Raw genomic sequence first — 25,391 nt, forward strand, 5'->3', positions numbered from 1 at the left:
CGCCACAAGACAAAGGCAACTGCCGCCCGGCGGGCGGCAGTTGCCTTGTCGACAAAGAGGTCTCGGCGGGGGCGGAAACCGCCCGCGCGCACCGCGCCTCTCGTGTTCCTACTTCTCCTGCTGCTTGCGCCAGCGAATTCCGGCCTCCAGGAAGCCGTCGATCTCGCCACCGAACACGGCCTCGGGGTTGCCGACTTCGAACTCCGTGCGCAGGTCCTTGACCATCTGGTACGGGTGCAGGACGTACGAACGCATCTGGTTGCCCCAGGAGTTGCCGCCGTCGCCCTTGAGGGCGTCCATCGCGGCCTGCTCCTCCTGCCGGCGCCGCTCCAGGAGCTTGGCCTGGAGGACGTTCATGGCCGAGGCCTTGTTCTGGATCTGCGAGCGCTCGTTCTGGCAGGAGACGACGATGCCGGTGGGCAGGTGGGTCAGCCGCACCGCGGAGTCGGTGGTGTTGACGCCCTGGCCGCCGGGGCCGGACGAGCGGTACACGTCGATCCGCAGCTCGGACTCGTCGATCTCGATGTGGTCCGTCTGCTCGACCACCGGCAGGATCTCGACGCCGGCGAAGGAGGTCTGGCGGCGCCCCTGGTTGTCGAACGGCGAGATGCGCACCAGGCGGTGCGTGCCCTGCTCGACGGAGAGCGTGCCGTACGCGTACGGGGAGTGCACGGCGAAGGTGGTGGACTTGATGCCCGCCTCCTCCGCGTACGAGGTCTCGTAGAGCTCCGTCTTGTAGCCGTGGCGCTCGGCCCAGCGCAGGTACATGCGCTGGAGCTTCTCGGCGAAGTCGGAGGCGTCGACGCCGCCGGCCTCGGCACGGATGGTGACGACGGCCTCACGGGAGTCGTACTCGCCGGACAGGAGGGTACGGACCTCCATCTCGTCCAGCGCCTTCCTGACGGCCGTGAGTTCGTTCTCGGCCTCGGCGCGGGTGTCCGGGTCGTCCTCCTCCTCGGCCATCTCGAAGAGCACGCCCAGATCGTCGATGCGCCCGCGGAGCGCCTCGGCCTTCCTGACCTCCGCCTGGAGGTGGCTCAGCTTGCTGGTGATCTTCTGCGCCTCGTCCGGGTCGTCCCACAGGGACGGCGCGGCCGCCTGCTCCTCGAGCACGGCGACATCTGCCCTCAGCTTGTCGAGGTCCAGGACGGCCTCGATCGACTCCATGGTCGAGGAGAGGGACTTGAGCTCTTCGGAAACATCGACGACTGCCACGCCTCCAGCGTAACGGCTGCGGCAACCGCGCCCGCCCTCGTCCCCGTGAGGCTCCACACCCCGGCGACCGCCAAGGCTTCTTTCGCCCCCCTCCACCCCTGCCCGTCCCGTCCCTGGAGGCTGCCGCCCCCAGACCCCCGCTTCCGCGTCGACGGCCTTGTCCTCGATCGCCGGACGGGCCGGAACTCCCCGGCGGGAAGGAATCAGCGTCTCCGGCGCTTGAGGAGCGGGGGTCCGGGGGCAGCGCCCCCGGGTACGGGACGGGCAGGGGCGGAGGGGGCGAGAAAGGTCTCTTCCGGGGTGCCGGCCCGGATCACGGTGACGCCGGGGCCGAGTTCTTCGTGTCCTGGGGCGCCGCGTTCCCGTCGTCCGAGACGGCGAGCCACGTGCCGACGCCCGCGACGGCCACCAGCACGACGGCCGCCGCCCCCAGCGTGATGCGCCGCCGCCGCGCGGAGGCCCGGTGCCGGGCGGAACCCGGCCGGGGCGCCCCCGCGGCCCGGGGCACGCGGGCCGTCCCCCTGGCCCCGCCGGCCAGCTCGTCGGGCGCCGGCACCCGCATCGAGGTGTGCGTGTCCCGGTTCGAGTCCGGAGCGGCCCCGGGCACCAGCGGCACGGCCCCGCGCCGCTCCCGCGCCGCGGCGGGCGCGGACGGCTCGGCCCGCTCCTCGTACTCCTCCTCCGCCTCCGCGGCCTCCGCGTCCGGGGAGTCCACGTCCAGCGGCGGCATCCCGGCCAGCAGCGGCAGCTGCTCCCGCAGCCGCGCACCCAGCTCGGAGGCCCGCAGCCGGGACGCGGGCGCCTTGGCCAGACACTGCACGATCAGCTGCCACAGCTCGTCCGGGATGCCCGGGAGCGGCACCACGGTCTCGGTGACATGGCGGCGCAGGACCGCGCCGGGGTGCCCGCCGCCGAACGGCGTGAAACCGGCGAGCAGCTCGTACAGCACGGTCGCCAGGGCGTAGATGTCGACGGCGGCCCGCGGCGGCAGGCCCTCGATGATCTCGGGCGCCAGGTAGTCCGGCGTGCCGATGATCTTCGTGATCTTGGTGCGGCGCGGGGAGTCGATGAGCTTGGCCACCCCGAAGTCGGTCAGGAGGGCCGGGTGGGAGCCGCCGGGGCCGAGGGGGCCCTGCATGTCGAGCAGGACGTTCTCGGGCTTCACGTCGCGGTGGACGACCCCCGCGGCGTGCGCGGCGGCGAGCCCGTCCGCGACGTCGGCGACGATCGCGACCGCGGACTCCGGGGCGAGCCTGCGCTCCCGGTCGAGCCGGGTGCGCAGGTCGGTGCCGCGGACGAGGTCCATGACGAGGGCGAGGTCGTTGCCGTCCACCACCAGGTCGCGCACCGCCACCACGTGGGGGTGGTCGAGCCCGAGCAGCGCGGTGCGCTCCTGCACGAAGCGCCCCACCAGCTCCTGGTCGGACGCGAGGTCCTCGCGCAACAGCTTGATGGCGACGGGCCCCTCGGGCCCCTCGCCCAGCCACACCGTGCCGGCACTCCCCCGCCCCAGGATCTGGTGAGCGGTGTACCTGCTGCCGATCTTGCGTGCCAAGACTGCTCCTACAGACGCGTGTTGCCGCTTAAAGTACGCGCCCGCGGAGCCGGTCTTCACGCCCGAGGCCGAAATCACCCCTCAGATGTCGACAAATCCCCAGAGTCGGCGGCCGGAGGGCCTCCGGGGTCAGTTCTTCGTCGGATCCTTCGAGCCGAGATCGCTGATCCAGCCGCTCACGGAGTGGTACCAGTGCGTCAGCTGGCCCCAGTAGCTGCGGCCGGAGCCGATCCAGTCCTGGAGGGGGCTGAACTCCCAGATCAGCCAGCCGGCCACGAACAGGATGACGATCGTGAACAGGCACCCCTTGAGGCAGCCGAGTCCCGGGATCTTCATCGGGTTGGCGCTGCCCTGCCGGGGCTCGCGCTGCCGCGGGGCGGGCTGCTGGGGCCGCTGCGGCTCCGCGTAACGCTGCGGCTGGGGCTGCTGCGGCGCGGGGGCGTAGCGCTGCTGCTGGGGCTGCGGCGCGTACTGCTGCTGCTGCGGATAGCCGTATCCGGGCGGCGGCTGCTGGCCCCGCTGCGGCTGCTGCCGCTGCTGCTGTTGCTGCTGCTGGGGGCGCGCGACCTGGCGCTGCGGCCGACGGCGCAGCGGGTCCTCGTTCGGGTCGATGTACTGGATCTGGGTCTGCTCGTTGCGGTCGCGGGCCGCGCGCAGCTGGCTCTGCCAGGGGTGCGGGTCCTCGCCCTGGCCGGGCGCTCCGCCGGGCCCGCCCGGCTGGTGCTGGGGCACGGGGGGCAGCACGGCGGTCGGGTCGGCTGCGCCCGAGGTGTGCGGCAGCACGCTGGTCGCGCCGTACGGGTCGTAGGAGCCGGCGCCCTGCGGGAGCACCTGGGTGGCGTCGGCCGAGCCGGGCGGAAGGTCCGGGACCGGCGCCGGGTCGGGGTCGGGTCCGAGCAGCGCGCCGACGCCCTCGGCGGCGGCGATCTGAGCCGGTGACGCGTGCACCCCGACGCCCGCGGCCACGGCACGCAGGGCGCGGCCGAGGTTCTCGGCGCTGGGGCGCTGGTCGGGGTTCTTGCGCAGGCAGCGCTCTATGACGGTCCACAGCGGGTCCGGGACGGTCGAGGGGCGGCGCGGCTCGGCGCTCAGGTGCTGGTGCAGCACCTCGAGGGCGGACTCGCCGGCGAACGGCGGGCGCCCGGTGACCAGCTCGTAGATCAGGATGCCGGCGCCGTAGATGTCCACGGCGGACGTCTGCGGGCGTCCCTCGGCGGACTCCGGGGCGACGTACGCGGGCGTGCCGACGAATTCGTGGGTCCGGGTCAGGCCGGGGGAGTCGGCGAGCCGCGCGATGCCGAAGTCGGTCAGCATCGGGTGCATCTGGCCGGCTTCCTGCTTCAGCAGCACGTTCGCCGGCTTCAGGTCGCGGTGCACTACGCCGTCGGCGTGGCTGGCGGCGAGCGCGTCGGCGATCTGCGCGGTGAGCAGGGCGGCCGCGACGGGCGAGAACGGTCCGTTCTCGCGCAGATAGCGGTGCAGGTCCGGGCCGTCGATCAGGTCCATGACCAGGGCGAGGAGATCGCCCTCGACGACGAGGTCGCGCACCCGCACGATGTTCGGATGGGTCAGGCGCAGCAGCACCGACCGCTCGCGGAGGAAGCGCATGACGATGTCGGCGTCACTGGCGAGCTCTTCCTTCAGGACCTTGATCGCCACGGTCTCGCCGGGCTGTCCGGCGACGGCCGCCTCGGCGCCCGCGGTCTCCCGCTGGCGGGCTCGCCAGACCGTGCCTGTGGCGCCGCGCCCCAGCGGCTCCTCAAGGAGGTACTTGCTCCCTACCGGCCGCACGTCATGCGCTCCCTGTTGCTTGCTTGCCTGTTCCGTCCACCGTGATCACCGTGGTACAGGAGTTTTCCGACCCACTGTAGTGCCGCCCCGCCCGGCGGAGGGCTGTCCTCCTGGTGTGCTTTCCCATAGGTCCCGTGCACATCTGTGGTCCGCATAAGCGCTTTACGCGCGCGCCGCCGTCCGTGTTCGGCGAAAAGCCGATCCCCTGCGGTGCCGCTCTCCTGTGTTCGACCGAAAGACGCTCACTTCGGTCGGTTGGTTGCCACGCGGCGGACGTGAGCGATCTCAAGCCGACATCGGGCGGGCACTGGTCAGGAACTTTTACGGGCAGAGCCGACCAATCAAGATCACTTACGGCTGGGGCGCGGGCGTGTTGTCGGCGGCAGGTGCGAGGATGCCTCCAGTTACTGGCCGATGTGCCCGTGTGCGGTGGGGGGATCTGCGGTGGGGGACCGCAGCGCGGTCTCCCCCTCGTCGCGGCGCCTGTGCTGAAGGGACCCCTGACGGCGATGCAGATCCGGCTGACCGTCGTAGACCCGCTGGGCCCGCCCTCGGAGCCGCGGGGGCGAGCCACGGCCTGCGATGTGCTCGTCACCGCGCCCGCCGGGACGGCGCTGGCCGCGGTCGCGTCGGGACTGGCCGCGGCCGTCGGCGGCGGCGGGGGCGCCTCCCAGGGCGAGCGGGGCCGTGAGCCCGGCGGGGGCCAGATCGTGCTCTACGCGGGCGCGGAGCGGCTCGACGCCCAGCGCTGCACCCTCGGCGAGCCGCCGCTGACCGACGGCGCCGTGCTGTCCCTGGGCACGCCCGCCGAGCCCGGCCCGGACCTGGACGACGTCTCGGCCCAGCTCCACGTGGTCGCGGGTCCGGACGCCGGCGGTGTGCACCTGCTGCACGGCGGGCAGATCCGCATCGGCCGCTCCGCCGACGCCGACGTGCCCCTGGACGACCCGGACGTGTCCCGCCTGCACTGCGCGGTGACCGTCACCCCCGAGGGCCGCGTCTCCGTCGCCGACATCGGGTCCACGAACGGTACGACCCTCGACGGCGCCCGGGTCGGCGCCCGTCCCGTCCCCTTCACCCCGGGCGCGCTGCTGCGTGTCGGCGAGTCCGCCCTGCGGCTGGCCCCGCCGGGAGGTCCGGGCGCGGTGGAGACGGCGCCGGACGGCGAGGGTCATGTGCGGGTACGGACCGGGTCCGCCGAGGACACCTCCGTGACCGGCGCCTTCGCCGGACGCGGCGGGCCCGCGGGCGCCTCCGTCCGCCGGGGCACGGGCCCCGCCGCCGCGGGCACCATCCCGGTGCAGGGCTCACCGGCCGGTTCGGGCACCACCGCGCCCGGGCGGTCCCCGCAGGGCGGCGCCTCGCAGCCGCGCGGTGCCGTGCCCCACGCGCGCGGGGAGAGCCCCTCCCTCGCGCAGGGCGGCGCCGAGCCGCCCACGGGCGAGACGCACCACGCCTACGGAACCGCCGCCTGGGGAGCCTCCGCGGGCGGCGCCCCCGGAGCGCAGGAGCACGCACGGGGGGCGGAGCCCGCGCCGGGACCGCGCGGAGCCCAGCCGATCGGGAACGGACCGCGCGGGGCGACCGCGGAGGGACTCGGCAGCGGGCCCGGCGCGTCCGCGCGCGTGCCCGCCCACACCGACGGTTTCGCAGGCTCCGGCGGCCCGGCCCGGGCCGGCGCCACGGACACGGACACCTTCGGCCCCGGCACCCCCGGCACCCCCGGCACCCCCGGCACCCCCGGGGCGAACGTCCCCGGCCCGCGTCAGGGCACTCCGGCCCGGGGCACGGACGTACCGCCCGGAGCGCGCAGGCGGGGCGGTCTCGGCGCCTGGGCGCGGCGGCTGGCCGGCGGCCGCGGCGGACCGGCCCAGGACGCGCGGGAGGCGTACGAGGACGGAGCCGTCGCGGTGGAGGAGCTCCTCCCCGAGGTACGGCGCTCGCCCGAGTCCTGGCCCGACCCGGCGACCCTGCTGCTCACCGCGCTGGGACCCGGCCCCCGGCTGTGGGAGCGGGGCCCGGGCCACCCCGAGGCGCTGACGGTCCGGCTGGGCACGGCCGACCGGGCGGCACCGGACGGCTCGGGCCTGCTGCCCGCGGTCCCGGTGACCGCCGGGCTGCGCGAGGCCGGTTCGCTGGGCCTGGCCGGCCCGCGGGCGCGCCTGTCGGGACTGGCCCGCGCGGTCGTCGCGCAGCTCGCCGCGCTGCACTCCCCCGACGCCCTGGAGATCGTCCTCGTCAGCACCGACCGGGCCCGCCCGGTCGAGGAACGCACCGCCGAGTGGTCCTGGCTCGGCTGGCTTCCCCATCTGCGTCCCGCCCACGGCCAGGACTGCCGGCTGCTGCTCGCCTACGACCGTGAGCAGGCGGCGGCGCGCACGGACGAGCTGCTGCGCCGTCTGGAGGACCACCTCGAGTCGGCCGGCGCGCCCCGCGTGCGCGGTCCGCTGCCCACGGGCTCCGCGGTGACGGTCCCGGCCGCCCGGTCCGGGGCCCACGACGGCGGCGACCGCGTCTCCCCGTCCGGCGACGGTAGTCCCCGGAGCGGGGCCCGAAGGCCGTCCTGGGCGCGGGCCGACGACACGCACGACGGGTACGACGGCCCGTACACGGTGGTGATCGTGGACGGGGACCCCGGCGGCGCCGACGTGCGTGACGGTCTGATGCGGCTGGCACGGGAGGGCGCGCGGGCCGGGATCCATCTGGTCTGTCTCGCCGAGACCGCCGCCGCCTCCCCCGCGTCGCCGGTGTCCGAGACCTACGAGGCGGCCTGCGCGGCCTCGCCCTCGTTCCGCGAGTGCGGGGCGGTGGCGCTGCTGAGCGGGGACGTGGCGACGGCGCTGCGGCTGGTACGGGTGGCGCCGGGCGGCGACGGAGAGCGGGCCCCGGCGGCCGGTTCCCGTCACGGCGGACCCGACGGCGCCGGGCGCAGGCCCTCCGCGCCCGCTGGTCCCCTGCCCGACTCGGCCACCCACACCGGCATCCCGCACCCGGCGCCGGGCCGGACCGCGGCTCCCGCGGGCGGCTCACGCACCGGGACCCGAGCGGGTTCCGGGCAGCTCCCCCGCGGTCCCGTGGGCCACGGCACGGTCGCCGCCGTGGACGCGGTGTCCCTCGCCTGGGCCGAGCGGTTCGCCCGCTCCCTCGCGCCGCTGCGCACGGACGGCGCTCCCGGGGACCGGCACACGCGCGTGTCGGCGCCCCTGCCCCAGTCGGCGCGTCTGCTCGACGAGCTGGGACTGGCCCGGGCCACCCCCGCGTCACTGATGGCACGCTGGGCGGATGCCGCGGACGACAGCGAGGCGTTCGGCGGCCGGGCGCGGGCGGTGCTCGGCGCGGGCCCGCGCGGCCCCGTGGCCGTCGACCTGCCCGTCGAGGGCCCGCATCTGCTGATCGAGGGCCCGCCGGGCAGCGGCCGTACGGAACTGCTGCGCTCGGTCGCCGCGTCCCTGGCCGCCGCCGAACGTCCCGACCGGCTCGGGATCGTCCTGATGGACGGACGGGACGCGGCCGCCGCCCAGGGCGCCTCGGGGGCCGGGGAAGGTCTCCAGGTCTGCACCGACCTGCCGCACGTCACCACCCATCTCACGGCCAACGACCCGGTCCGGATGCGCGAGTTCGCCCAGTCGCTGAGCGCCGAGCTGAAGCGGCGCTCCGAGCTGCTGGGCCGGCTCGGCTTCGCGGAGTGGCACGCGGGACGGACGGTCCCCGGCCGGATCGTCGCCCAGCGCACGAGCGGAAGCGCGTCGGGCGGAAGCGCATCGGGCGGGCCGTCCTCCCCGGGCGCCGCCGACCTCGACACACCGTCGAGCTCGACACTGCGGCTGCGGCCCGCCGCCGCGCGGCAGCAGGCCGAGCCGGGTCCCCCGCTGGCCCGCCTGGTCGTGATGGTCGACGATCTGGACGCCCTGCTGGCACCGCCGCTGGGGTCTCCCGGACGTCCGGCGGCCGGTTCGGTCGTACGGGCCCTGGAGGCCGTCGTCCGGGAGGGGGACCGGCTCGGGGTGCACCTCGTGGCCGCGTCCGCCGACAGCCGTACGGCACCCTCGGAGCTGGCCCGTTCCGCCGCGTTGCGCGTCACGCTCGACGCGCCGTCGCCCGGACCCGAGGAACCCTCCCCCGGGCGGGGCCGGCTGCGGACCCCCGACGGCCGGGAGACCCCGTTCCAGGGCGGACGGGTGACGGGCCGCATTCCCCGTACGGCGACCCTGCGGCCCACGGTCGTGGCCCTGGAGTGGCACCGCATGGGCGACCCGCCGGCCCGCCGCCCGGTCCGCGAACTGGGCAACGGACCCACGGACCTGGCACTGCTCGCCAGCGCCCTGGAGCGGGCGGCGCGTTCCGTCTCCGCGTCCGAGACGCCCTCGCTGCTGTAGCGCACCGGTGCGGGGACCGGGCGCCCGGATTCAAGCCGCCCGGTCCCCTTCGGCGTACCGCGCCCCCGGGGATGCCGTGCCGCCCCTCGGCAGTAGGCGAACGGGCTCCCGGGAAGGCTTCGTTCATCACGGTCGACGCGACCGCGGGCCATGACCGGACGTCACGACCCCATCACGATCGCGCACTTGACAGCCCTGACGGTCTTGCCGCCCCCGAACGGGCAGGCGTAGACCGGAGTGATCGGGGCAGCAGCCGCCTTGACGTTCGACGATGAACGAAGAACGGGGCAGTGATGCGCAGCATTCCTCAGATACGCAGGTCGCCCGATCACTCCGCCCGACGCTCGCGCAGAGCCGCGCGAGCCGCCGCGGCCGCGGCCGTCGCCGGTGCCCTCACGCTCACGGCGTGCGGCGGTGGCGGCGGCGACAAGGGCAAGGGGAACGACGACGGCAAGGGCACGCAGGGCAGTACCGGCTCCGTCTCCCTGCCCAAGCTCGACGGCGCCACCCTGGAGGTCGCCGCCGTGTGGACCGGGGCGGAACAGGCCAACTTCAAGAAGGTGCTGGCGGAGTTCGAGAAGCGCACGGGCGCGAAGGTCACCTTCGTACCGGCGCAGGACCCGATCATCAACTTCCTCGGCTCGAAGATCGCCGGCGGCGCGCCCCCGGACGTGGCGCTGCTCCCCCAGGTCGGCGCGGTGAAGCAGGCCGTCGACAAGGGCTGGGCCAAGCCCGTCGGACCGGACGCCCAGGCGCAGTTGACGAAGAACTACGCGCAGGGCTGGCAGGACCTCGGCAAGGTCGGCGGCAAGCAGTACGCCGTCTACTACAAGGCCGCCAACAAGTCGCTGGTCTGGTACAACGCCAAGGTCTTCGAGAACGCGGGCGCCAAGGAGCCGGGGACCTGGAAGGAGTTCCTGGCGGCCGCGCACACGGTCTACGACTCCGGGGTCACCCCCGTCTCGGTCGGCGGCGCCGACGGCTGGACGCTCACCGACTGGTTCGAGAACGTCTATCTCTCCCAGGCGGGCCCCGAGAAGTACGACCAGCTCGCCCAGCACAAGATCAAGTGGACGGATCCGTCCGTGAAGGACGCCCTGACCACGCTGGCCCAGCTGTGGGGCGACAAGAACCTCATCGCGGGCGGCCCGGACGGAGCGCTCCAGACGGAGTTCCCGGCCTCGGTGACCCAGACGTTCACCGGCGGCGACCAGCCGAAGGCGGGCATGGTCTTCGAGGGCGACTTCGTGGGCGTCAACATCGCGGAGACGAAGGCGAAGATCGGCACGGACGCGAAGGTGTTCCCGTTCCCGGCGGTCGGCGCCAAGGCGCCGGTGGTCAGCGGCGGTGACGCGGCCGTCGTCCTGAAGGACTCCAAGGCGGCCCAGGCGCTGCTGACCTTCCTCGCCTCGCCCGACGCGGCGACGATCCAGGCGAAGCTCGGCGGCTACCTCTCCCCCAACAAGAACGTGCCCGGGTCCGCGTATCCGAACGCGGTCCAGCAGGCCATCGCCAAGGCCCTGATCGCGGCCGGCGACGACTTCCGCTTCGACATGTCCGACCAGGCCCCGCAGGCCTTCGGCGGGACGCCCGGCAAGGGCGAGTGGAAGGACCTGCAGGACTTCCTGAAGAACCCCAAGGACGTGGCGGGGACCCAGGCGAAGCTCGAATCGGACGCCGCAGCGGCCTACAAGGGCTGATCCGGCCATGACGTCGGCGACGGCCGGGGGCACCGCACCGGTGCCCCCGGCCCGTACACGCAAGAGCGTGACCGGCACCCGCAAGGCGGTGGTGGCGCTGTTCCTGCTGCCCGCCCTGGTGCTGCTCGGCGCGCTCGTGGTCTACCCGATCGGGTACTCGGTCGTGCGCAGCTTCTACGACCAACAGGGCGACGGATTCGCCGGGTTCGACAACTACAAGGCGCTGTTCACCGACGACGGCATCCGCACCGCGCTCAAGAACAACATCATCTGGGTGGTGTTCGCCCCCTCGGTCGCGACCGCGCTGGGGCTGGTCTTCGCGGTGCTCACCGAACGGGTGCGCTGGGGAACGGCGTTCAAACTGGTCGTCTTCATGCCGATGGCGATCTCGATGCTCGCGGCCGGCATCATCTTCCGGCTGGTGTACGACCAGGACCCGGACAAGGGCGTCGCGAACGCGGTGTGGGTGGGGGTGCACGACACCTTCGCCCCGTCGTCGGCGTTCCCCAAGGCCCACCCCGGCCGGCGGTCGCCGCTCGTGGCCGACAAGGGCGGCTTCGTCACCCGGGACCCCGTGCACACCGGGCAGTCCGTCGCGCTGCCGCTGGTGGGCGTCGCCCCGGACGTGATGCCGGACAGCGCGGGCAAGGCCGTCCAGGCGGCGACCGACCCCGGCAGGGTCACCGGCACGGCCTGGCAGGACTTCACCCGCGGCAAGGGAGTGGGCACGCTCGGCCGGGTCGACCCGAGCGAACTGGGCTACTCCGGGATGAGGATCGAGGCGGTCAAGGACGGCGAGGTCGTCGACTCGGCGAAGGCCGGCGCCGACGGCACGTTCTCGCTCTCGGCCAAGGCGGACGGAGCCCGGCTGCGGCTCCCGGCGAGCAACTTCGCCGAGCCGTACAACGGGGTCGACTGGCTGGGCCCGTCCCTCGTCACCCCGGCCATCATCGGCAGTTACGTCTGGATGTGGGCGGGCTTCGCGATGGTGCTGATCGCGGCCGGGCTCGCGGGCGTGCCGCGTGAACTCCTGGAGGCCGCGCGGGTCGACGGGGCGAACGAGTGGCAGGTGTTCCGCCGGGTCACCGTGCCGCTGCTCGCACCGGTCCTCGCGGTGGTCGCCGTGACCTTGATGATCAATGTGCTGAAGGTGTTCGACCTGGTGTTCATCATCGCTCCGGGCTCCTCCCAGGACGACGCGAACGTGCTGGCCCTGGAGCTGTACCGCAAGGGCTTCTCGGAGGGCCGGCCGGGCGTCGCGAGCGCGATCGCGGTGTTCCTGCTCCTGCTGGTGATCCCGGTGATGGCCTTCAACGTCCGCAGGCTCAGGCGGGAGGTACGGCGATGACCACGCATGCCGGGCGGCTGGCGGAGCCGGCGCCCGCGAAGGCCCTGAACAGGGCCCGGCCCTCACTCGGTTCACGGATCGCGAGCGGGGTCGGCGGCGGCGCCGTCCGTGTCGTCCTGCTGCTCGTCGGCCTGTTCTGGCTGGTGCCGACGATCGGACTGCTGCTGTCCTCGCTGCGCAGCCCCGAGGACATGGGCGCCAGCGGCTGGTGGAAGGTGTTCACCGCTCCCTCGCAGCTGACCGTGGACAACTACCAGAAGCTGCTGGAGAACGGCGACATCACGAACTCGCTGCTCAACACGGTGCTGATCACGGTCCCGGCGACCGTGCTGGTCGTGGTGATCGGCTCGCTCGCGGGCTACGCCTTCGCCTGGATGGAGTTCCCGGGCCGCGACTGGTGGTTCCTCGGCGTGGTCGGCCTCCTGGTGGTGCCGGTGCAGGTGGCCCTGATCCCGATCGCCGAACTCTTCGGGAAGATCGGCCTGTTCGGGTCGATCGCCGGCGTGGTCCTCTTCCACGTCGGCTACGGCCTGCCCTTCGCGGTGTTCCTGCTGCGGAACTTCTTCGCGGAGATCCCGAGGGAGCTCCTGGAGGCGGCCCGGCTGGACGGAGCGGGTGAACTGCGCCTGTTCGCACGGGTCGTGATGCCGCTCGGCGGACCGGCGATCGCCTCGCTCGGGATCTTCCAGTTCCTGTGGGTGTGGAACGACATGCTGGTCGCTCTGGTGTTCTCCGACTCGGGGAGCCAGCCCATCACGGTCGCGCTCCAGACCCAGGTACGCCAGTTCGGCAACAACATCGACGTGCTGGCGCCGGGCGCCTTCATCTCGATGGTGGTCCCGCTGGCCGTGTTCTTCGCGTTCCAGCGGCAGTTCGTGTCCGGCGTGATGGCCGGCGCGGTCAAATAGGCCGGTCCGGGGCACATTTCGGGGGGCGGGCCGGTCACCGGCCCGCCCCTCGCCGTTCACCCGGCATCCCCCGTACGCCACATCTGGCGTAACCAAGTCACCCCTTCGGCCGTTTTCGGGCAGGTATGCCCACGCCGACCCATGGATGTCCCCGTGCCCAGGTTCAGTGTCATCGTCCCCGCGTACAAGGTTCAGGCGTACCTGCACGAGTGCCTCGAATCCGTGCTCGGACAGTCCTTCCTGGACCTCGAACTCATCGTGGTCGACGACTGCTCGCCCGATGCCTGCGGCACGATCATCGACGAGCTCGCCGCCCGCGACCCCCGGGTGAGCGCCGTACACCTCCCGGAGAACGTGGGCCTCGGGCTCGCCCGCAACGCCGGTCTCGAACGCGCCACCGGCGACTACCTGGTCTTCCTGGACGGCGACGACACCCTCACCCCGGACGCGCTGCGGGCGATCGCCGACCGGCTGGAGCGGACCGGCGACCCGGACGTCCTCGTGTACGACTACGCGCGCACGTTCTGGTCGGGCGAGGCCGTCCGCAACCAGGCCGCCGCGCAGCTGGCCGAGGAGGGCCCGGCGCCCTTCCGGCTGGAGGACCGGCCGGGGCTGCTGCGGCTGCTGATGGTCGTGTGGAACAAGGCGTACCGCCGGGAGTTCGTGGAGCGGGAGGGCTTCCGCTTCCCGCCGGGCTACTACGAGGACACGCCCTGGACGTATCCGGTGCTGATGTCCGCCGGGACGATCGCGACCCTGGACCGGGTCTGCGTGCACTACCGCCAGCGGCGCCACGGCAGCATCCTCGGCACCAGCAGCCGCAAGCACCTCGACGTCTTCGAGCAGTACGACCGGGTCTTCGCGCACGTCGCCGCGCACCCGGATCTGGACCGGTGGCGCCCGCTGCTGTTCCGCCGCATGCTCGACCACTTCGCGACGGTGTTCGTGAAGCGGGGCCGGCTGCCGCGCTCCGCCCGGGCCGAGTTCCTGCGCCGGGCCCGCGCGCACTACCGCCGTTACCGCGTTCCGGGCGCGCCCGCCGCCCCGCGCACCCGGCTGCGGCACGCGATGGTCGGCCTCGGCACGCACCGCACGTACCGGCTGCTCTCCTTCGCCTCGCGCGTCCGCAGGAGAGCCGTGCGGCTCGCCGCCCGGCTGCGGCGGGCGGTGCGCGGCGCCGCGCTCCAGGTCCACTACCGGATCCAGCTGCGGCTCCCGCTGCACACCGACCGGGCCGTCTTCTCCAGCTACTGGGGCCGGGGCCACGGCTGCAATCCGGGGGCGCTGGAGTCCGCGTTCCGCAGCTTCGCTCCGCACGTCCGCACGGCGTGGATCGCGCACCCCGAGCACCGGGGCACGATCCCGGCCCAGGCGCGGCACCTGCGTCCCGGGACAGCGGCGTACTGGACCGCCCTCGCCCGCTCCAAGTACCTCGTGAACAACGTCAACTTCGACCGGCGCCTGGTCAAGCGGCCCGGCCAGATCATGATCCAGACACAGCACGGGACACCGCTGAAGCGGATGGGCCTCGACCTCCAGGACCGCCCGGCCGCCGCGCGCGGCACCGACTTCGCCGAGCTGCTGCGCGGCGCGGACAAGTGGGACTACTGCCTGTCCGCCAACCGCCACTCCACCCTGGTCTGGGAGCGGGTCTTCCCTTCCTCGTACACGACGCTGGAGTACGGGCTGCCCCGCAACGACGTGTTCCAGCACGCGACCGCGGCGGACGTGGAGCGGCTGCGCGCCTCGCTCGGCGTCCCGCCGGGCGCGGTGGCCGTGCTGTACGCGCCGACCCACCGGGACTACCGGCACAGCCGGCCGCCCGGACCGGACCTCGAGCGGCTGCTGCGCCGGCTCGGTCCGGGCTTCGTGGTGCTGGCCCGCGACCACCACGCCTACGGGGAGCAGCCGGCGCGGACGGCGGCCGACGGGATCATCGACGTGTCCGGCCATCCGAGCGTCGAGTCGCTGTGCCTGGCCTCGGACGTCCTGGTCACGGACTACTCGTCGCTGATGTTCGACTACGCGGTCCTGGACCGGCCGGTCGTCGTCCTCGCGGACGACTGGGAGGCGTACGAGGCGGCCCGGGGCACCTACTTCGACCTGCGGGCCTTCCCGCCGGGCGCCCTCGCCCGCGGCGAGGACGAGCTGATCGACGTCTTCGCCTCCGGTGAGTGGCGCGGCCCGCGCGCCGCGGGCCTGCGGGCCGCCTTCCGCGAACGGTTCTGCCCCTACGACGACGGACGGGCCGCCGAGCGGGTGGTCCGGCACGTGGTGCTCGGCGAGAGCGGCGGGCTGCCGCCGTTCGTCCCGCCCGCCGAGCGCCGGCCGGTGCCCTCCGCGGCGGCCGCCCTCGCCGGGGTCCAGGGCTCCGGGCGAACGCTGGAGAGCGTGCCCGCCCCGGGCGCGGCCGTTCCCCTGACCGAGACCCTGTGAACCCGACCGAGCCCCCTGAACCGGAGTCCGCGTGTCCTCCAGTCCGTCGCGGCCCACGCCCACCCGGCCCTCCACCTGGCGGCCGGCCGGGCGCCCCGGGCGATGAGTTCCCCGTCCGGCGCCCCTTGAGAGAAAGAGCAGAATGCCCCGCTTCAGCGTCATCGTGCCCACCTTCGACGTCGCCGGGCACCTGGCCCGCGCGCTGGACTCGGTCCTGGGCCAGTCCTTCGGCGACTTCGAGCTGATCCCGGTCTGCGACGGGCCGGACTCCCCGGCCGCGGCGGTGGCCGCGGTGTACGCGGACCGGGACTCCCGGGTGGTCCCGGTCCATTCGCCGCCGTCGGGCGGACTGAGCGCGGCGCGCAACGCCGGGATCGCGGCGGCGCGGGGCGCGTATCTGCTCTTCCTCGACGGCGACGACGATCTGGTGCCGGGGGCGCTGGCCGCCCTGGACGCGGGCCTCCCGGACGACGCGGACGTCCTCTACTTCGGGCACCAGCGGGTGCACTGGTGGGAGGGCGAGCCGAGCACGCCCCCGCTCGACAAGGCCCCCGAGGTGCTGGGCGTGCACGTTCCGGCGTGGAGCGCGGTGTACCGGCGCGGATTCCTCGCCGAGCACGGACTCACCTTCCCCGAGGGGCACTTCACGGACGCCGGCTGGGGCGGTCTGGTGACGGTGAGCGCCGGGCGGTCGGCCGTGCTGCGCACCGTGTGCGTGCGGCATCGTCTGCGCCGCCAGGGCAGCCGGCTCAACGCGCCCGGCGAGCACCACTTCGAGCTCCTCGACCAGGTGGAGCGGGTCCTCGTGCGGGCGTCCGCGGGAAGCCTGCCCGCGGCCCGGTCGAAGGCGCTGTTCGGCCAGCTCTTCTCCCTGGTCCTGAAGACGGCCGCGCACCCCGCGCGGGTGCCCGCGGGCCGCCGCCGGGCCTTCTTCCGCCGGGCGGGCAAGCTCTACCGGCGGCACCGCCCGAGCGGGTTCCGGGCGCCGGCGGGCAGCCTCGGCGTGCAGCACCGGCTGCTCGCGGCGGGCGCGTACAGCGCGTTCCGCGCGCTGCGCGGCACGAACCGGATCGCCTCCGGGGCGCTGCGCCGGGTGCCCCGCGGCAGGACCCTGCGGGCCCGCGCGCTCTACGCGCTCCAGCTGCGCCGCCCCCTCGACGAGAACCTCGCGGTGTACTGCGCGTACTGGGGCCGCGGCTACGCCTGCAACCCGGCGGCGATCCACGCCAAGGCCACTGAACTCGCCCCGCACATCCGCTCGGTGTTCCTGGTCGAGCCGGAGGCGGTGGGCGCGCTGCCGAAGGACGTCGAGCACGCGGTGATCGGCAGCCGGCGCGGCTGGGAGGTGCTGGCCCGCGCCAAGTACCTGGTGAACAACGCCAACTTCGCGGACGGCGTGGTCAAGCGTCCCGGCAGCGTGCATCTGCAGACCCAGCACGGCACACCGCTGAAGAAGATGGGCGTCGACCAGTCGACCTTCCCGGTGGTGGCGGCGGCGACCGGCAGCTTCACGAAACTGCTGGCCCGCGTCGACCGCTGGGACTACAACCTCTCCTCCAACCGGCACTCCACCCAGATGTGGGAACGAGCCTTCCCCGGCGGCTACGAGGCCCTGGAGTACGGCTATCCGCGCAACGACGTCTTCTGCACGGCGAGCGCCGAGGACGTGGCCCGCGTCCGCGAACGGCTCGGGGTGCCCGAGGGCAGGACCGCGCTGCTGTACGCGCCCACGCACCGCGACTACAGCACCGGCTTCGAGTCCCGGCTCGACCTGGAGGCGTTCTGCGAGGCGATCGGCGAGCAGTTCGTCGTCCTGCTGCGCGCCCACTACTTCTACGACGAGGGCCGCGGACGGACCGGCGGCGCGCGGATCATCGACGTGACCGGACACCGGTCCTCCGAGGACGTGTGCCTGGCCGCCGACGCGCTGATCACGGACTACTCGTCGATCATGTTCGACTACGCCAACCTGGACCGTCCCGTCGTGGTGTACGCGGACGACTGGGAGATCTACCGGGAGACCCGGGGCGTCTACTTCGACGTGCTGGCGGAGCCGCCGGGCAGGGTGGCCCGCACCCCCGAGGAGCTGGCCGCGCTGTTCACCGACGGCTCCTACGCGGATCCGGCCGCCGCCGCGCTGCGGGCCCGCTTCCGTGAGCGCTTCTGCGAGTTCGACGACGGCAGGGCGGCCGAACGGGTCGTGCGCAGAGTGCTGCTGGGCGAGTCCCCCGAGACGATCCCGCCCGTCCTGCCGCTCGCCGAACGCGTCCCGGCCCCCGCCGCGTCCACCCTGGTTAGGAACTGACGTGCCCCGCTTCAGCATCATCGTCCCCGTCTTCAAGGTGCAGGGCTTTCTGCGCGAGTGTCTCGACTCGGTCCTGGAGCAGTCGTACCCGGACATCGAGGTCATCGCCGTCGACGACTGCTCCCCGGACGGCTGCGGCGCGATCCTCGACGAGTACGCGGCCCGCGACCCCCGGGTGCGGGTGCTGCACCTGCCGGAGAACGTGGGGCTCGGCCGGGCCCGCAACGCGGGGATGCCGCTCGCCGGCGGGGACTACCTCTTCTTCCTCGACAGCGACGACACCCTGACCCCGGGCGCGCTGCGCGCCATGGCCGACCGCCTGGACGAGACCGCCGACCCGGACGTGCTGGTCTTCGACTACGCGCGCACCTACTGGTGGGGCGGCACCCGCAGGAACGTGCTCGCGCGGGTGCTCGCGGAGGCCGGTCCCGGCACCTTCTCGGCGGCGGAGCACCCCGAGATCCTCGACCTGCTGATGGTCGTGTGGAACAAGGTCTACCGCCGGTCGTTCGTCGAACGGGAGGGCTTCGCGTTCCCGCCCGGGTACTACGAGGACACGCCGTGGACGTTCCCGGTGATGCTCAGCGCGGAGCGGATCGCGACGCTGGACCGGATCTGTCTGGCCTACCGGCAGCGGCGCCAGGGCAACATCCTGTCCACCACCAGCCGCAAGCACTTCGACATCCACGACCAGTACGAACGGGTCTTCGCGTTCGTCGCGGCCCGGCCGGAGCTGTCGTCCTGGCGGCCCTATCTGCACGCGAAGATGGGCGAGCACTGTCTCGACATCCTCTCCAAGGAGGACCGGCTGCCCGAGGCCGACAAGGCCGAGTTCTTCCGGCTGACGGCGGCACTCTTCCGCAAGCACAGGTCCGGTCCCGTGCCGCCCGAACTGCGCGTCCTGGAGGGCGGTTTCACCCGCTACCGGGTACGGCGGCAGGCGGGCCGGGCGGCCCAGGAACTCGGGCGCCGCGGACAGCAGGGCCGCCGGGTGCTCGCCGCCCGGGTCAAGAACGGCTGGTCGGCGGTGCACGCCCACCGCCCGCTGGACCCCCGGCTGGCCGTGTACTCGGCGTTCTCCCACCGGGGGGTCCTCGGTGATCCCGGCGCGGTGTACGCGGCGGCCCGCGAACTCGCCCCGGAGCTGCGCGGGGTGTGGGTGGTGCGCGACGCGGAGCAGGCGGCGCTGCTGCCGCCGGACACCGAGCACGTCCTGCTGGACTCGCTGCGCTACCGGCAGATCACCGCGCGGGCCACGTACTTCGTGAACAACGTCAACTGGCCCGGCTCCCTGGTCAAGCGCCCCGGCAGCGTCCACATCCACACCCACCAGGGCACCCCGCTGAAGTACATGGCCGCGGACCTGTTGCACAAGCCGGGCGCGCGGCACGGCGTGGACGTGCCGCAGATGCTGCGCCGCGCCGACCGCTGGGACTACAGCCTGGTCGCCAACCGGCACTCGGAGCTGGTCTGGGACCGCGCCTACCCCTGTCACTTCACCTCGCTGCGCAGCGGGAGCCCGCGCAACGACGTCCTGGTCCGGGCCCGTCCCGAGGACACCGGGGCCGCCCGGGCCCGGCTGGGCGTCCCGGCCGGGAACCGGGTGGTGCTGTACGCGCCGACGCGCCGGGAGTACGTCCGCGGCGGGCACGCCGAGCGGCTGGACCTCGCGGCGTTCGCCGAGTGCCTGGGCGATGACCACACCCTGGTCGTGCGGCTGCATCCCTCGCTCGCGGAGGGTCCGGCGCGCGGGATGGGGCTGGCCGAGCTGCACCGGCGCGGGATCGTGGTCGACGCGACCGACGAGCCGCGCGTCGAGGACGTGATGCTGGCCGCCGACGCCCTGGTGAGCGACTACTCGGCCCTCCTGTTCGACTACGCCAACCTGGACCGCCCGATCGTCGTCCTCGCCGACGACTGGGGCGCGTACGCGGCCAGCCGGGGCGCCTACTTCGACATCACGGCCGACGCCCCCGGCCATGTGGCGCGCACGCAGAGCGAGTTGGAGCTGCTGTTCACCTCGGGGGCCTGGCGGGACGGTGAGTCGGAGCGGCTGCGGGCCGGATTCCGGGCCCGTTTCTGCGAGTTCGAGGACGGCAGGGCCGCCGAGCGGGTGGTGCGGACGCTGATGCTCGGCGAGCGGACCGAGCCTCCGGCCGCGGTCGTCCCGGTGCCCGCGCAGACGGGCCACGACGTGCTCACCCCGTCATGAGCGGCCCCGCGACCGGCCCGGCCCCCGGACCGCACCGAGAACCCCGCACGCGTCCGGCGGCGACCGCCCCGCCCACGGACCTGCGCGGCACCCCAGGAACGACACCGTGAACGACCCCCGGAACGAATCCATGGACGAAGCCGTGAACCAGCCCGTGAACCACCCGTCGGGCCAGGCCCCGGACCGCGCCCCGGGGACGGCCGGGCGTTCCCGCCGGTTCCGGGCACGGGCACCGCGGATGCCGCGTACGGCCCGGGGCCGGGTGATCCTGATCGCCGTCGTCTTCGCCGTGCTCCAGCTCGCCAACGTCACCAACCGGGACACCCCCGACACCAAGAACTACCTGACCTACGCACTGAGCCTGCGGGGCGAGACGAAGCAGCGCGCCGCCGAGCTGACCATCGACTACGTCTGCGCGGGCAAGGCGTCCGTGGCCCGCCGCAACCAGGCCGTCGACCCGGTGCGCTTCCACCGCCCGAGCCCGACCCGGCGGGTCGAGGCCGAGTGCCGGCGCGAGCAGTGGCGGGGCGTGTCCGCGCGGCTGGCGGCCGGGACGACGGGCCACACCGTGCCGTTCATGCCGCCCCGCTTCATGCGGATCTTCGAGGCCCGGCCGGGGTATCCGGTGTTCCTCATGCCGTTCGTCACCGTGCTGGGGGTGACCTGGGGCCTGTGGGCCTCGGCCGTCGTCGTGACGGTGGCCGGGGGCGTGCTCGTCTTCCTCGTCCTGCGCACCCTGGGCACCTCGGCCGGCGCGGCCCTGACCGGGCAGGCGCTCTACTACGTCCTGCCGTGCGGCACGACGGCGATGCGCCCGATGACCGAGGGCCTGATGATGGCCGTGACCCTCGCCGCCCTGTGGGGCTGCGCCCTGGTGCTCCGGGGCCGGGCGCGGGCCGGGACCTGGCTGGCCGGCGGTTCCCTGGCCGTCCTCTTCACCGTGAAGCACTCGCAGGCGCTGTTCCTCGGCCTGTGCCTGGGCGCCGCCTGCGTGGGGCTGATGGCGCGCCGGCGGCGGTGGGGCGGAGGGCTCAGGGCCCTCGGCGTGGTGGCGGGCTGCGGGGTGCTGGCCACCGTGCTGCTCGCGAACCTGCTGCACTACCCGTCCCAGTCGGAGAGCGTTCAGGATCTGCTCACCGGGCATTACGCACGTCCGGACCGGCTCCGTCCGTGGCCGGAGTTCCTCCATCTGGAGTCCGCCTTCTGGATCGAGTGGACCCGCCGCCAGCTGTGGGAGCCGCTGTTCCTCGCCTCGGTGGTGGCGGCCGCGTGGGGAGCGCTGCGCAGGCACCGGGCCTTCGGTGTCTTCCTGATCGCGGCGGCGGGCACCGGGGTGCTCAACCAGGCCGCCCACCCGGACATCAACGTGTGGGGCGAGCGGCTGATCGTGCTGCTGTGGCTGCTGCCGGCGGTGGGTCTTCCGCTGCTCCTGGACGCGGTCGTCCGGCCGGGCGCGCGGACGTTTGGCGGCCTGGTTCCGGGCCCGGCGCGCCGGGAGACCGAGGTCGCCCGATGAGGTGATCCAGGGCTAGGCGGCCGATCGGGGCGGGCATATACGGCAGATGCCGCAAACCGCCCACCCCTGCTCCCCCACCGCCCGATGAGCGCCGAGGTCGCCACCCGGCGGGAGGCCGCCCGCGGCGCGACCGCGCTGCGGGGCCGACGCGCCTGGCGGCCGACGCCGTACCAGGTCGCCGGCGGTCTGTTCTGGCTGGTGATGACGCTCGCCTACTGGCGGATCCCGCTCTGCTGCGACGCGGGCCAGCACGCGGCGGTCGTCGAGCGCCTGCGGGCCGACCTGCTGCACCCGCGGCACCCGATGGCGGACCTGCCGGGCGCGGGCAGCCCGTACTACTCGCCCTACGCGGTGGCCCAGGGCGCCGTCGCCCGGCTGACCGGTCTCGGCGGCTGGGCGCTGGTGCGGCTGTCCGGGCCCGTCAACCTGCTGGTGCTGCTCACGGGCATCGGACGCTTCACCCGCGTACTGACACCCCGGCGCCTCGCCCCGGTTCTGTGCCTGGGCGCGATGCTGCTGCTGTGGGGCACCGAGCGGGCCTGGTGGAGCGGCTACCTCGGGCTGATGTCGATGACCGGCAACCTGGGCTACCCCTCGACGTTCGCCATCGGACTGGCCTTCTGGGCCTGGGCGTTCACGGGCCGGCGCGCGGCCGGCGGCGGCGGCCCCGTCCGGTTCGTGGGACCGGGCGGCCTCGGGAGCCCGTGGGGGTACGCGGCCCTCGGCGCCCTGTACGGGCTGATCCTGCTCGTGCACCCGATCACGTCGGTCGCGGCGGTGCTCGGCGCGGTGGCGTTCGTGGCGGGCGGGCAGCGCGCCTGGCGTCCCGCGGTGGTGTTCCGCTGGCTGCTCGCGGCCGCGGTGGCGCTCCTCGTGGCGTACGGCTGGCCGTACTTCGACGTCTTCGCGCTGACGGGGGACCGCAGCGTGGACGCCATGCACGAGCAGTTGTACGACCGGATGCCCGGGCACTTCTGGCTGGCGCTGGCCGGGGTGCCCGCGCTGTGGCTGCGGGCCCGGCGCGCCCGCCGTCGCGGGGAACCGGGCCGGCGGGACCCGCTGGTGCTGATGTTCGCGCTGGAGTGCGCGGTGGTGACGTACGGCTGGGTGAGCGGGCACTACACGTACGGCAGGATCCTCGGGCTCACGCTGGTGCCGCTGCAGTTCGCGCTCGGGGTGGAGCTGGCGGAGCCGCGGCCGTGGGGGCCCTGGCGGCGACTGCTGGGCGGGGCGGCGGCCGCGGGCGCCCTGACCGGGTTCCTGGCCGTGCACGCCGGGGCGGTGGTGCCGCGCTCGCTGGACCCGGTCGGCTTCGCCCAGCCGCCGCGCTGGCCGACGTACGACTGGGCGGCGCGGCACATCCGGCCCGGCGAGGCGGTGATCGCGGACGGGTACTACTCGGTCCATCTGCTCGCGGGCTACGGGCCGGACCTCGCGGCGCCCGCCTGGCCCGACCCTGCGCTGGCCGAGAGCGAGCGGCTGCGCCGGCTCTCGGCGGTGCGCGCCTATCTCGCCCCGGACTCGACCCGGGCCGAGCGCACGGCCGTCGCCCGCCGGTACCACGCCCGCTGGCTGCTGCTGACGCGCTGGCGGACGGTGCCGGAGGAGGCGACGGTGGTGGCGTGGAGCCCGGAGACCGGGGAGGTGCTGGCCCGGATCGGCGGGGGGACCGGCACCCGCGCCGGGACGACGGCCGGTGCAGTGACCGTCGAACGGCACGGTGCGGGTGCCGGCGCGAAGGCCGGCGCGGGGGTCCGTACCGCTCGATGACGGACCGTCCGGCACCGGCCTGCTCGGGGCCGGTTACTCGATGACGAACTCGACCGGGATGTTGCCGCGGGTGGCGTTGGAGTAGGGGCAGACCTGGTGGGCCTGCTCGACCAGCTTGCGTCCGGTGGCCTCGTCCACGGTGTCGGGCAGCTCGACGCGGAGGGTGACGGCCAGGCCGAAGCCCTCGCCCTGCTTGCCGATGCTCACCTCGCCGGTCACGGCGGCCTCGGTGACGTCGACCTTCGCGGCGCGGCCGACCAGGCCGAGGGCGCTCGCGAAACAGGCCGCGTACCCGGCGGCGAACAGCTGCTCGGGGTTGGTGCCCTGACCACTGCCGCCCATCTGCGCCGGGATGCCCAGCTGGAGGTCGAGCGTGCCGTCGGAGCTGACGGCACGGCCCTCGCGGCCGTGGGTGGCGGTGGCGACGGCGGTGTAGAGCGCGTCCATGGGGACCATCCCTCTCAAGTCGTGGTTCCTGCGGCTGCCGCCGGTCTCGGCGGCCTCACGAACAGAATTAGAGCACGCAATTCAGTTGTGCACAACTCAATTGCTCGCCAGGGCTATCCTGGGGGCATGACCGCGACACCCGCCCCGAGCCCCGGAGCCGCAGCTCCGGGCGACTTCCTCCGCCTGGACGAGCAGATCTGCTTCTCCCTGAACGCCGCCTCGCGCGCCTTCGGCGGCGTCTACCGCGTCCTGCTGAAGGACCTCGGCCTCACCTACCCGCAGTACCTGGTGATGCTGGTGCTCTGGGAGCACGGCGAGCTGCCCGTGAAGAAGGTCGGCGAGCATCTGCGGCTCGACTCGGGGACCCTCTCGCCGCTGCTGAAGCGGCTGGAGGCGGCGGGCCTCGTCCGGCGCGAGCGCAGCGCGCGCGACGAGCGGTCCGTGCAGGTGGGGCTCACCGAGGAGGGGGCCGCGCTGCGCGAGCGCGCGCTGGACGTGCCGCGCCGGATCGCCGCCGCTACCGGGGCGGACCTGGAGGAGATCCGGGCGCTGCGGGCCCGGCTCGACCTGCTGACGGAGGCACTGGACCGGGCGGCCCTGTCCGGACCGGCGCTGTCCGAGGCACCGGGATGTACGTAGAACGGCGCACGTAGAGGCGTAGCACCACCCCGTCGCGGGCGATCCGCTCCACGCGCACGAACCGCTCGCGGATCACGGCGACCTTGAGGCGCTCGGCGGCCTCGCCCGGACGCCAGGACCGGCGCGCCGCGAAGGGCGTGGCGACCACCCACACCCGGTCGAGCCGCTCCAGCCGGCGGCGCAGTTCGGCGGGCGGCGCCTCACGTCCGTAGAGCGTGCCGGAGGCGGGGGCGGGCACGCCGAGGGCGATGTCCCGGATGCCGTGGAAGCCCTTGGGATAGGCGAGCGCCGCGCGCCGCGCGAGCGAGGGCATGAACAGCACCGGGTCCCCGGGGCGCAGTTCGCGGTGGGCGACGACGGAGACGGCCGCCAGGTCGTCGGGGCGGCGGTCGGGGAGGTGGTCCTCGCGCAGCAGCGGGAGCTGGACGGCGAGGACGAGGGTCACGGCGAGGACGCCGGTGAGGACCGCGTGGGGCAGCAGTCGCGGCACCCGGTCCGCGAGGTGGTCGGCTCCGGCGGCCGCGAGCAGCGGGAGCCCGGCGAGGGCGTACAGGACGTAGCGCTCGTCGTAGAGCGGCCGCCAGTGCGACACCGTCAGCAGCACCCCCGGCGGCACGGCCGCCAGCGGCAGGGCGACGGCCGGGAGCGTGAGCTCCCCGCGCGGGGCCCGCTCGGGGCGGAAGGCGAGGGCGATCAGGACCAGGTACGGCACGATCACCAGCCGGGCCGGTCCGGTGAACAGCCCGAGCAGCCGCTGGACGCTCGTGAGGTCGGTGCGGGCCAGCCAGGCGACCTGGGCGGACTGGCCGTGGGAGACGAGGACCAGCGGCGCCAGGGCCAGGGCCACGGCCGCGGCGGCGAGGAGCCAGGCCCGGCCCACCCGCAGCGGGACCCGGGCGAGCGCCAGGGTGGTGGCGTGGGCGAGGAGCAGGAGCAGGGCCATCTCGTGCAGCAGGCAGGTGGCGGTGGTGGCCGCCGCGTAGGCGCACCAGGGTCCCGTCCGGGTGGAGCGGGCGGCCCGGACCAGCAGCAGGGTCGCTCCGGCCGCCCCGGCCGCGACGAGCGCGTAGGAGCGGCCCTCCTGGGCGAAGTGGCCGGTCATGGGGGTGACGGCGTACAGCAGACCCGCCCACAGGCCGACGCGCGGGCGGCCGAGGCGGACGCCGAGCGCGG

At 74.1% G+C, this 25,391-nt stretch carries 14 protein-coding genes; 10 read left to right on the forward strand and 4 right to left on the reverse strand.

Annotation, left to right across the window (positions count from 1 at the left end; genetic code table 11):
- Positions 1–108: 108 nt before the first annotated feature.
- The 3 genes from prfB to IO36_RS12560 form a co-directional block, all read right to left on the reverse strand.
- Positions 109–1,215 carry a peptide chain release factor 2 gene (prfB, locus tag IO36_RS12550; protein WP_037619295.1) on the reverse strand — a complete coding sequence of 369 codons (1,107 nt, stop codon included), beginning with the start codon at positions 1,213–1,215 and terminating at the stop codon, positions 109–111.
- Between the two features lie 313 nt (positions 1,216–1,528).
- On the reverse strand, positions 1,529–2,770 hold the full coding sequence (locus IO36_RS12555) for a serine/threonine-protein kinase (protein ID WP_037619297.1): 1,242 nt from the start codon (positions 2,768–2,770) through the stop codon (positions 1,529–1,531).
- A gap of 129 nt (positions 2,771–2,899) precedes the next feature.
- On the reverse strand, positions 2,900–4,561 hold the full coding sequence (locus IO36_RS12560) for a serine/threonine-protein kinase (RefSeq protein WP_037619299.1): 1,662 nt from the start codon (positions 4,559–4,561) through the stop codon (positions 2,900–2,902).
- A gap of 509 nt (positions 4,562–5,070) precedes the next feature.
- Between IO36_RS12560 and IO36_RS12565 the strand changes: the two genes are divergently transcribed.
- The 9 genes from IO36_RS12565 to IO36_RS12605 all read left to right on the forward strand — a co-directional run bounded on the left by IO36_RS12565 (position 5,071) and on the right by IO36_RS12605 (position 23,132).
- A complete protein-coding gene (locus tag IO36_RS12565) occupies positions 5,071–8,937 on the forward strand; it encodes an FHA domain-containing protein (RefSeq protein ID WP_037619519.1) in 3,867 nt (1,288 codons plus the stop codon).
- A 293-nt stretch (positions 8,938–9,230) separates the two neighbouring features.
- The gene (locus tag IO36_RS12570; protein WP_037619300.1) at positions 9,231–10,637 is read left to right on the forward strand and encodes an ABC transporter substrate-binding protein; all 1,407 of its coding nucleotides are present in this window, start codon (positions 9,231–9,233) and stop codon (positions 10,635–10,637) included.
- A gap of 7 nt (positions 10,638–10,644) precedes the next feature.
- Positions 10,645–11,985: a carbohydrate ABC transporter permease gene (locus IO36_RS12575; protein ID WP_051900334.1), complete on the forward strand. Its 1,341-nt coding sequence runs from the start codon at positions 10,645–10,647 to the stop codon at positions 11,983–11,985.
- Positions 11,982–12,893: a carbohydrate ABC transporter permease gene (locus tag IO36_RS12580; RefSeq protein WP_037619302.1), complete on the forward strand. Its 912-nt coding sequence runs from the start codon at positions 11,982–11,984 to the stop codon at positions 12,891–12,893. Before IO36_RS12575 ends, IO36_RS12580 begins: the two co-directional genes overlap by 4 nt.
- Before the next feature lie 153 nt (positions 12,894–13,046).
- Complete coding sequence (locus IO36_RS12585) at positions 13,047–15,329, forward strand: bifunctional glycosyltransferase/CDP-glycerol:glycerophosphate glycerophosphotransferase (protein WP_037619303.1); 2,283 nt, start codon at positions 13,047–13,049, stop codon at positions 15,327–15,329.
- A gap of 142 nt (positions 15,330–15,471) precedes the next feature.
- Positions 15,472–17,634, forward strand: coding sequence for a CDP-glycerol glycerophosphotransferase family protein (locus tag IO36_RS12590; RefSeq protein WP_037619305.1), 2,163 nt, complete (start codon positions 15,472–15,474; stop codon positions 17,632–17,634).
- 1 nt (position 17,635) lies between these two features.
- On the forward strand, positions 17,636–19,846 hold the full coding sequence (locus tag IO36_RS12595) for a bifunctional glycosyltransferase/CDP-glycerol:glycerophosphate glycerophosphotransferase (protein ID WP_037619307.1): 2,211 nt from the start codon (positions 17,636–17,638) through the stop codon (positions 19,844–19,846).
- A gap of 238 nt (positions 19,847–20,084) precedes the next feature.
- On the forward strand, positions 20,085–21,362 hold the full coding sequence (locus tag IO36_RS12600) for a hypothetical protein (protein ID WP_037619525.1): 1,278 nt from the start codon (positions 20,085–20,087) through the stop codon (positions 21,360–21,362).
- A gap of 84 nt (positions 21,363–21,446) precedes the next feature.
- Positions 21,447–23,132 (forward strand): hypothetical protein, encoded by a 1,686-nt coding sequence (locus IO36_RS12605; protein WP_245173228.1) that lies wholly within the window; start codon positions 21,447–21,449, stop codon positions 23,130–23,132.
- A gap of 33 nt (positions 23,133–23,165) precedes the next feature.
- Here the strand turns inward: IO36_RS12605 and IO36_RS12610 are convergent, their stop codons facing one another.
- Positions 23,166–23,579, reverse strand: a complete 414-nt coding sequence (locus tag IO36_RS12610) for an organic hydroperoxide resistance protein (protein WP_037619530.1) — start codon at positions 23,577–23,579, stop codon at positions 23,166–23,168.
- Between the two features lie 126 nt (positions 23,580–23,705).
- On the opposite strand from IO36_RS12610, the gene IO36_RS44365 reads away from it, so the two are divergent.
- The gene (locus tag IO36_RS44365; RefSeq protein ID WP_037619309.1) at positions 23,706–24,218 is read left to right on the forward strand and encodes a MarR family winged helix-turn-helix transcriptional regulator; all 513 of its coding nucleotides are present in this window, start codon (positions 23,706–23,708) and stop codon (positions 24,216–24,218) included.
- Positions 24,219–25,391: the final 1,173 nt, after the last annotated feature.

The sequence above is a fragment of the Streptomyces aureus genome (assembly GCF_000725495.1).
In the GTDB taxonomy this organism is placed as follows: Bacteria; Actinomycetota; Actinomycetes; order Streptomycetales; family Streptomycetaceae; genus Streptomyces; species Streptomyces aureus_B.